This window comes from Pedobacter sp. (genome assembly GCF_035566355.1).
GTDB lineage: Bacteria > Bacteroidota > Bacteroidia > Sphingobacteriales > Sphingobacteriaceae > Pedobacter.
The window spans coordinates 1-7,037 of the sequence record NZ_DATMRL010000280.1 but is presented as its reverse complement, the minus strand read 5'-3'; the positions used below and the strand labels follow the sequence as shown (position 1 = coordinate 7,037).

The 7,037-nt window shown below is 40.1% G+C and carries 5 protein-coding genes; all 5 read left to right on the top strand.

Annotation, left to right across the window (positions count from 1 at the left end; genetic code table 11):
• Positions 1-69 precede the first annotated feature (69 nt).
• Genes VNZ46_RS11145 through VNZ46_RS11125 form a run of 5 tightly spaced genes read left to right on the top strand, consistent with a single transcriptional unit; the run spans position 70 to position 6,915 of the window.
• Positions 70-2,109, top strand: coding sequence for a TonB-dependent receptor (locus tag VNZ46_RS11145; protein WP_325560234.1), 2,040 nt, complete (start codon positions 70-72; stop codon positions 2,107-2,109).
• Positions 2,106-3,257, top strand: coding sequence for a YncE family protein (locus VNZ46_RS11140; protein ID WP_325560233.1), 1,152 nt, complete (start codon positions 2,106-2,108; stop codon positions 3,255-3,257). The genes VNZ46_RS11145 and VNZ46_RS11140 overlap by 4 nt, the downstream gene beginning before the upstream one ends.
• A 25-nt stretch (positions 3,258-3,282) precedes the next feature.
• Positions 3,283-4,398 carry a cell surface protein gene (locus VNZ46_RS11135; RefSeq protein WP_325560232.1) on the top strand — a complete coding sequence of 372 codons (1,116 nt, stop codon included), beginning with the start codon at positions 3,283-3,285 and terminating at the stop codon, positions 4,396-4,398.
• 23 nt (positions 4,399-4,421) lie between these two features.
• Positions 4,422-6,287, top strand: a complete 1,866-nt coding sequence (locus VNZ46_RS11130; RefSeq protein WP_325560231.1) for a TonB-dependent receptor plug domain-containing protein — start codon at positions 4,422-4,424, stop codon at positions 6,285-6,287.
• A 37-nt stretch (positions 6,288-6,324) separates the two neighbouring features.
• The gene (locus VNZ46_RS11125; protein WP_325560230.1) at positions 6,325-6,915 is read left to right on the top strand and encodes a DUF6580 family putative transport protein; all 591 of its coding nucleotides are present in this window, start codon (positions 6,325-6,327) and stop codon (positions 6,913-6,915) included.
• Positions 6,916-7,037: the final 122 nt, after the last annotated feature.

The following is a 7,037-nucleotide window of genomic DNA, read 5'->3' as shown; positions in this document are numbered from 1 at the left end:
TGAGTGCTTTATTTATGTATTTCATTTCTTTAATCTAACTGTTTGCTGTGGGTAATACTCACAACAAAAATGATAAGAACCAGAATTGCCTTTAGGGGTGATAAATATTGTTTTTATACTTTTTTGGCTATACTATGGTTTCATTGTATACGGCCAGAGGCACTTTTTGCGCAAAGCGATTCGCTGAAGAATGCCAATGAGCTGAAAGAAGTGAAGATACAGGCGATTAAGCTCAGCCGCAGACAAACCTCTTCTACGCCTTTACAAATTTTGTCTGGTGCAGATCTGGAAAAGCTAAATAGTTTATCTGTTGCAGATGCAGTGAGGTTCTTCTCTGGTGTACAATTGAAGGATTACGGAGGTATAGGTGGGCTGAAGACCATCAATGTACGAAGTATGGGTACCAATCATACGGCCGTTTTTTATGATGGTGTTCCGATCACGAATGCACAGAACGGGCAAGTAGATCTGGGTAAATTCTCTTTGGACAATATTGAAGAAATAGAGTTATACAGTGGCCAGAAAAGTGATATTTTTCAGTCTGCAAGAGGTTTTGCTTCGGCCAGTTCGATTTACCTGAATACCCGGCAGCCAAAATTTGAAAAAGGGGAACGGGACCATTTAAAACTGGCACTCAAATCAGGTTCATTTGGATTACTCAATCCGTCTTTATTATGGCAACGCAAGTTAAGTGATCATGTTTCTGCGAATCTGAGTACCGAATATACCAGGTCAAACGGAAGGTATAAATTCAGGTACACCAATGGTGTATACGATACAACGGCGGTTCGCAACAATGGAGATGTGGAACGGATGAGGATAGAGGCCGGACTGAAGGGAATATTGCCCGACAGCAGTACATGGAACGCAAAGGTATATTTGTATAATGACCAGATGGGTTTGCCGGGGCCTATTATCGGGAACAGGTTTGATTATAACCAGAGAAGCTGGAGCAGAAGCCTGTTTGTGCAGTCTTTTTATGAAAAGAAGCTCACGACTGCCTATCATTTGAAGGCGCTGGCGAAGTATTCAAATGATTATACCCGTTATCTTGATCCGGATTATGTGAATCTGGATGGTCTGTTAAATAACCGCTTTCATCAGCATGAGCTGTATCTTTCTGTGGCTAATCAGTATGAAATCAACTCCTGGTGGACCACAGTGCTTTCTGGCGACTACCAGATGAATACGCTGGATGCAAACCTGGATCATTTTCCTTATCCTACAAGAAATACATTTTTGTTGGCATTGGCTACCCAACTTCATTTTGACCGGCTGGATGTTCAGGCCAATCTTCTTGGGACATTTGTAGACGATAAAGTGAAATATTATATAGCGGCGGGGAGCAAACAGGAATTTACACCAACCCTAATGCTTTCCTGGCAGCCTTTTGAGCAAAAAGGATTCAGGATACGGTCATTCTTTAAAAGCATTTTCAGAATGCCAACTTTTAATGACCTTTATTACACCTTGATTGGCCGTACCAGCCTGAAGCCCGAGTATACCAAACAATACGATCTCGGCTTTACGTATGCAAAGTTATTTGAGAATGCAGTACTCCGTTCCTTCTCCCTGCAAACAGATGCCTATTTCAACCGGGTGAAGGATAAAATTATAGCCGTGCCGGGAAACAATGGCTTTAGATGGAGTATGAAGAATTTAAACCTGGTTGATATTAAAGGGATTGATGTCAATATGCAGTCCGGCTGGAGTGTAGCTCAAGAGCTTCAGCTCAATATGGGTTTAACCTATACCTATCAGCAGGCACTGGATGTTACACCAGGTACAGCTTATTACAAAAATCAAATCCCCTATATTCCATTGCACAGCGGCTCCTTTATGGGAGGTGCACAATGGAGAAATTATAGTTTCAACTACAGTTATATCTATACCAGTGAACGGTATAACCAGGCGGCTAATATCCCGGTTAACTATGTGAAACCCTGGTATACGCACGACATCGCTTTCCATTACAATGCCCTTATCGGTAAAAATAAAGTCAGGCTAACCGCTGAAGTGAACAATCTGTTCAATCAATATTATGATGTGGTAGAAAATTTTCCAATGCCTGGCCGGTCCTATCGTTTCACCTTATCCTATCAACTATGAAATATATAAATTCTTTAACCTATGGTACGATCATTACCCTCATAGTGGTTTTTGCGTCCTGCCGTAAAGATCCTCAGCCCATTCCTGAGGAAATTACCAATACCCTGTTTCCGGCAGAGCCAAATGCCGCGGTAAAAGGGATGTATGTTGTCAATGAGGGAAACATGAACATGAACAAGGCATCCTTGGACTATGTGGATTTTACCCAGGGATTGTACCGTAAGAATATCTACAATCAAGTGAACCCGGAGGTTACAAAGGGGCTGGGGGATGTGGCTAATGATATTGGCGTTTATGGTGCTAAGCTATATGTAGTGGTTAATATTTCCAATAAAATTGAAGTGATGGATGTAAAAACGGCCAAACGGATTAAAATGATTGACCTGGTGAATTGCCGTTATGTAACCTTTCATGGCAACAAAGCTTATGTGAGTGCGTACCTGGGCAAAGTGGGCGATCCTAAAGCACCCCAGGGAATTGTGGCTGAAATTGATACGGCGACGCTTCAGGTTACCCGTAAAATTGAGGTTGGACGCCAACCGGAAGAAATGGCAGTGGTAGGAAACAAACTCTATGTGGCCAACTCGGGAGGTTATAGCCCGCCTGATTATGAAAGAACAGTATCCGTAATTGATATGGATTCTTTCACAGAGATCAAAAGGATTGATGTGGCTATTAACCTTCACAGGTTGAAGGCAGATCGGTACGGAGATCTCTATGTAACCTCCAGGGGTGATTATTATGATACTCCTTCTAAACTCTTTGTAATTGATACCAAGACCGATCTGGTGAAAAAGACATTTAATGTTGCCGCAAGCAATTTGACAATAGATGGAGATAAAGCCTATGTCTATAGTACAGAATATAGCTATATCACCGGAGAGAATACCATTTCATATTCCATGATCAATGTGAAGGACGAGACCATTATTCCTGGCAGCTTTATCAGTGACGGAACAGATAAGAAAATTAAAATACCTTATGGTATTGCAGTACATCCCATTACTAAGGATGTTTTTGTAAGTGATGCCACAGATTACGTTACCCCTGGCAGATTGTATTGTTTCGGCTCCGATGGAAGGCAGAAATGGTCTGTGGAAACCGGGGATATTCCTGCCAGTTTCGCTTTTGTATACAAAACCAACTAATTCATAATTAAACAAGCAAATTTCTATGAAACTAAACATTTACTTAAGAGTAGCCGTAATTGGCCTGATCATTTCTACGACATCCTGTAAAAAAGATAAAACACCTGTTTTTCCAGACTTCAAGATGAATGTCGAAAACAAAGAGGTTGTTGGCGAATTAAATAAACCCATTACATTTTCCGTTTCAACTACAAACGGAGTCGTTTTTAGCAGCCAATGGAAGCTAGATGGTATGAGTGTGAGCACAACAGCCAGCTTTGTTTTTACAGCGGTAAAGTCTGGAACACACACCTTGGAATACATCTCTAATTTTGATGGTGGTCAATACACTTACCTATATAATTTGACCATAAATGCACCTGAAGTTCCGGTTACCGAGAAAAGTAATCCCTATGTTACTCAATTGTTTGAATTTATGCCGGCACCAGGACAGTTTATAAATACCTCCCTTGCCAATGAAAGTGCTGGAAAAGTCATTCTTGGAGGTCAATCGAACATGATATGTCTGGGTGCCTGGGGAGGGTATGTGGTACTTGGTTTTGACCATACCGTTATCAATCAGCCAGGTAAAGAAGACATTATGGTGTATGGCAATGCCTTTAATAATTTTGCAGAGCCGGGGGTAATTTGGGTGATGCAGGATGAAAACGGAAATGGAAAACCAGATGATACCTGGTATGAAGTAGCTGGTAGTGAATTCAATAAAACAGGTTACAAAAGAGCATATTCGGTAACTTATACACGTCCAACGCCAGCTACAGCTGATGTGCCATGGAAGGATAACCTGGGCAATACCGGAGTAGTAAAAACCAATGTATTTCATAAACAATCTTATTTCCCGGAATGGATAAAAGGCAATGAGTATACGCTGACAGGAACCTTATTACCAAGCACCAATATAAACGACACCAATCCTTCTTATATCATTAGTCCGCAGTTTGCATGGGGATACGCAGACAATACACCTGGAGGCGATAAAATTGATATTGCCAATGCCGTAGACAGCAAAGGAAATAAAGCGGTGCTGAAAGGCATAGATTTTATTAAGATCCAGACAGGCATCCAGTATAATATGGGCTGGCTTGGGGAGCAATCTACCGAAGTTACAGGGGTGGCTGACATAAGTTTGTTAAAGAATTAATACCTTTAAAACCAATCAACAAAATGAATATTAAAAATTACGTATTAATCGCATCAGGATTAACTTTTAGCCAGATGATACTGGTAAATGATGCAAAAGCACAAAAAGAGATCAAACTGGATTCAGTGGTGATCAGTACGACTAAAAATGACCAGAAGCAGTCGCAAACCGGTAAAGTTGTTACCATTATTGGAAGTGATGTCTTAGGGCGTAGCCACGGAAAGAATTTGACAGACTTGTTGAATGAACAAGCTGGTATTGTTGTTGGCGGAGCCACAGGAAATGCCGGATTGAATAAAAGTTTGTTCGTAAGAGGGGCGGGGAGCGCCTATGCGGTTGTACTTATTGATGGGATTTTAGTGAATAATCCTGCAGGTGCGGCTTTTGATCTGCGGATGATCTCCATTGATCAGGTGGAACGTATAGAGATCCTGAAAGGTGGTCAATCTACCATTTATGGTTCTGATGCAGTTGCGGGTGTGATCAATATCATTACTAAAAAAGGTGGTAAAGATGGGAACAGCGTGTATGGTGTAGCCAGTTACGGAAGTTATAAAACCTATAAAGGAACTGTTGGGATTAGCAGCAAGGTAGATGATTTCTCTTACAATGTGGCTTATACCCAAGGTAAAACAGATGGTATTTCTGAGGCAGCTACGCCAGAGGGTAGTACTTCGGTTTTTGACAAAGATGGCAACAAAACAGGTGCTGTAAATGCAAATTTCTCTTTACAGGCAACGAAGAACCTAAGCATCAGTCCTTTTCTCCGTTATTTCTACGGTCACTATGATTTTGATTCAGGTGCTTTTAAAGACAGCCCGACGAATAACTTCAAATTGAAACATTTTAACGGTGGTTTCAATACCAAATATGAATTTGCAACTGGAAAGATCAATCTAAATTACAGTTATGAAGATTCACAGCTGGATTCAAAAGGAGATTATGGAACCAGTCTTTCTGAGGGTAAATTGAATTTTATCGATTTGTTCTACAATCAGAAAATTGGCTCTAAACTGGATGTGTTGGTTGGTTTAGACAACAGAGCAACTAAATTCAGACTGAATGCCAATCAGCAGCCATCTACAAACTTGTTTAGTACTTATGCTTCTGTGTTTATGCACGACCTGAGCATTTTTAACCTGGAAGTTGGCGGGCGTTATAATAAACACAAACAATATGGTGAAAACTCTACTTTTAACATTACTCCGTCTATCAATATCATTAAAGCGTTAAAATTATTTGGAACTTATTCGACAGCTTTCAAAGCCCCAACGCTGGAAAACCTGTTTGGAGCCTATGGTGCTAATTTAAACCTGACTCCTGAAAAATCGAAAAACTATGAGGCTGGATTTAACCTGAGTTTTGCAGATGATCGATATTCGTTACGGGTAGCAGGCTTTAAGCGCGATTTGACCAATGCGATTGTTTATGGAAATATAGGTTATATTAATCAGGCAGATCAAAAAGCAAAGGGAGTTGAAGTAGAGCCGGCAGTTCAAATAGGCATTTTGCATTTAAAAGGCTACTATGCTTATGTAGAGGGAACAGAGTTTAACTTTGTAACCAACGCCGTTTCTGATTATCTGTTGCGCAGACCAAAGAATATTGTAGGTGTTAATGCTGGTGTACAGGCTACTAAAGCCTTGTATGTAAGTGCAAACTTTAAGTATAATGGAAAACGCCAGGATGGGGATTTTACCAATTATAAGGTAGTGGATCTGGCTTCCTACAAACTGCTTGATTTTTATGCCGAGTATGCCGTTGCTAAAAACCGGGTGAAATTTTTCGCTGATCTGAAAAATATCTTAAACGAAAAATATACCGAGTTCTATGGCTATAACAGCATGGGCTTTAATATGAATGCAGGTATAAGTTTTAATATTCATTAAGAATTGGTATTTTTACATCTTCAAAATATAAACCAATATGTCACTAGAAAAAATCAACATCAGAAACTCTATTCTCATTCTGATTATAGTTGCTGCGGCAGCTACCCGTTTTTTACATCTGGGTAGTTTCAGTTCGTGGACCAATTTTACACCACTTGGTGCAATGGCCATGTTTGGAGGCGCTTATTTTTCGGATAAGGTAAAGGCTTATGCAGTCCCGTTAATTACACTTTTTGTAAGTGACCTGGTGGTAAATTATGCCTATTATCAAAAGATCGTTTTGTTTTATGATGGAGCTTTTTGGGTGTACCTGAGTTTTATTCTGATGGTACTTGTAGGCACATTTATTAAAAAAGCCAATTTTACCAATGTCCTGATTGCTTCTGTGGTAACTGTATTTATCCACTGGATTGTTTCCGATATAGGGGCTGTATTAATGGTAGGTTCAATGTATCCTAGAAGTTTTGCAGGCTATCTGCAGGCGCTTATAGGAGCTATTCCTTTTGAACGGAACTTACTGGTGAGCAACCTGGTTTACGGATTGCTGATGTTTGGTGGCTTTGAATATGCAAAAACGAAATTCCCTGCTTTAAGTTTTAACAAACAGCAGGCGGTACAACATTCATAGAAATAAAATTAAATGAGCGAAGCCCTTTTGCACCGGTTGCAAAAGGGCTTTTTTTATTAAATTTGTAGTATGATAAAAATAGTTTCCTTTTTACCGGCAGCCACTAAGATGATTTACGATAT